This is a genomic window from Wolbachia endosymbiont of Nasonia oneida, from assembly GCF_009012935.1.
GTDB classification, from domain to species: Bacteria; Pseudomonadota; Alphaproteobacteria; order Rickettsiales; family Anaplasmataceae; genus Wolbachia; species Wolbachia pipientis.
The window spans coordinates 1-2756 of sequence record NZ_QESS01000039.1 but is presented as its reverse complement, the minus strand read 5'-3'; the positions used below and the strand labels follow the sequence as shown (position 1 = coordinate 2756).

The window sequence follows — 2756 nt, the reverse complement described above, 5'->3', positions numbered from 1 at the left end:
GATCACTTTTATCAGTAACTTGCTGTTTTTCAGATTCCTCATTAGAAACCTCAAGATTTAAGAATGTTGAACTATCCCATGCTCTAAGAGAACAAGTGGATTGACTTGGATCTATTTCCAGCACCCCCAGAAAAGGCTCTGTTTCTTCCTCTCTTTCTGATCCTTGCCTGGGAGAATCCTTTACTCCACCCTGACTACACGTGGGAGACTCCAATTCCATATCTGACAGTTCAGTCGATGGTGATCGCGACAATGCTCGAAAACGAAGCTCAGGATCAATCTCTATTTGACCATCTTTGTTGATTACAGAGTTTTCTATAATTACAGGAATTAAAAGAGCAATCTGTCTATCGGACAAAGCATATACCTCACCAAATTCATTTGACCGTGTGGCTTCAGTTTGACCTCTAACATTAGTTAAAATATCATGAGAAAATTTAGCATTAATCTTATCTGCCTCCATACGAGCTAGATACCTTAAATTATTACCCTCCTTGGTTATAGGTATAAAAGCAAAGTGATCTCCATTACTTATCCTGTCTTCATCTATAAAATTATCACGGTAGTAACCATAAACTGGTATTCCAGTTAAGCTAAAGATTAGCGCGCCCATAGCACCTTTATATTTTCTAACTTTTAAATCATTACGGCTTGGAAAGCGAAAATGATACCCTGACCTTTTTTTAGCAACTTCTGTTACACTTCTCACCAAATCAATATTTTCAACATTTGTAAAATATACTTTATTGCCATCTATACAACAGAAATCTAAAAGATCAAAACTATACTTTTGCATTTTTGCCCGAAGTACCTTCATAAAATGCGCTTGTATACCCGGATTATTAAACCACAGGCATTTTATATAATGAGGTGATGTATCCATTGCTACCTGCTGTATATTTTTGTTTAAAATCTCTTTAATGTGTTGAGAATTTCCACCGATTTCCCTAATCATTTGGTGTCTTACTTCACTCCTGAATTCCTCAGCAAAATGCACCTTGAGATTAAAGATTACTCCAGAGCCTATAGGAACTGTAAACTGAGTCCCCGCCTTGTTAAACGTCCACCTTCCTTTATCAAAGTTAAATGGAAAAGACTTAAGGTCAAAAAAGTGACCAGCTACAGACTCATCAGAATAATATTCTCTTACTAAGTCTCTTGCCATCTGTGATAAGTACCTCTTTGCAGAGCGCTGACCACAATTAAACTTAACGACGATATTATCGCCCTCCACAACAAAATTAGTGTTGACTTTAGAGCCGTAATTACTAACGTTAAACGCATTAACCAGCTCCTTAACAAAATCTAAACTAGTCATAACTCCCCCCTATTCAAATATTACTTTTTTTTACTACTACTTTGAGCACTATCAGCTTTAGCATTACTCATCCTTGTATAAGGATAGGCATCACACCTGTCAAACTTGCTAGGGTCATTGTGCATGACCGGCCCTCCACCTTTCCCAGGATTAGCTTTTAGCCAAGCAGCAGAATCATATCCACCAGAGCCTACCTTAAAACGAGGATCCCCTTGTGAACTAGAGCTTGCTTGTTGTTTTTTATCCATAATACCCTCCGTTAATAAAAATATTATGTAATCTATATATTATAAATAAATCATAAGTGCAACAACTTTTTTGCATTTTCATAAATTTTTTTTTCATTTCCCTTTATAACCTCCTTTAGGCTGAACATTTATAGAATTAAGTTCTGATTCTGGTGAAATTTGATTCTGCTCAGCAAGAAATTTACCGTAAATTTCATTTACATCAATTGGTTCTATTGTTGGCGTCTCTCGTATGTCGACATTATCAAATGCAAAATATTTCGCTTTCCTACTAGAACCATTTGTGTTATTATGCAACATTGGTCTCTTCTTCCCAGGTTTTTGCTCCGGAACTTTCTGTGGACACACCTCTTTCTTCGGTTCCTCCGGCTTCGCTTTTTTCTCTTCTTCCACTTTTGGTTTTGTTTCCTCGCGGGTCTCCTCCTTTATAACCTCTTTAGGTATTAGTTCTTTCATAGGTTTTGGTAAAAGATCAAGTTCTGGTTTGCTCAGAACAACCGGCCTTACAAATCCTGGTGAAACTTCAAAAAGGAAAACTGGCACTTTAGGTTTTTCTCTTTCATCCACTTTTATTTCTACGTTTTCGCAAACTTCTTTATTTTCTTCCTTTAATGATGTTTTTTCTGCTTTTTTATCTTCCTTTTCTGTAGATGCCTCTACCGCAGCCGCCAACTCAACTCCAAACATCTCTGCGAACATTGTAACAATCCATCCGACAACAGCCATTTGTAACCTGAGTTTCAGATCTTGCAATGCAGTTAATCTTTCTAACGCCCTTGCAAACTCTTCTTCTGATAACTCACCACTGCCCAATTTCTCCTGCAATTCTTTTATCTCTTTGTCCAACCTCTGATTGAAACTTAAATCGCGTGCAAAAATCTTCTTGATTAACTCCTTAAGCTTATCACGCAAAAACTTAATTATCGAAAGAAGCCAATTTTTTTCTTTCTTCTCCTTGAGCATTTGGTAGATTTTCGGATCATCTACATCTACTTCAAAAAGGTTGAAGAGAGATTCAAAGAAATTCCAGAAATCTCCGAGTACTCTTCCTTTTTCACCAGTGAAGTAATCCTCATCATCACCTTCTCCGATATGTAGCTCTGCTTGAGATGATATTTCATCGACACAACTAGAAGCCTTACGCTCACACTCGAGCCTCCTGAGCAAATCTTGTCTGGTGAGCTCCTCTA

3 protein-coding genes are annotated in these 2756 nt (G+C 37.3%); all 3 read right to left on the bottom strand.

Annotated features, from left to right (window positions below):
* On the bottom strand, positions 1–1318 hold a 1318-nt coding region (locus DEF52_RS05935; protein ID WP_151808127.1), incomplete at its 3' end, for a hypothetical protein.
* Between the two features lie 20 nt (positions 1319–1338).
* Positions 1339–1566, bottom strand: coding sequence for a hypothetical protein (locus tag DEF52_RS05930; RefSeq protein ID WP_151808126.1), 228 nt, complete (start codon positions 1564–1566; stop codon positions 1339–1341).
* 93 nt (positions 1567–1659) lie between these two features.
* On the bottom strand, positions 1660–2756 hold a 1097-nt coding region (locus DEF52_RS05925; RefSeq protein WP_237357377.1), incomplete at its 5' end, for a hypothetical protein.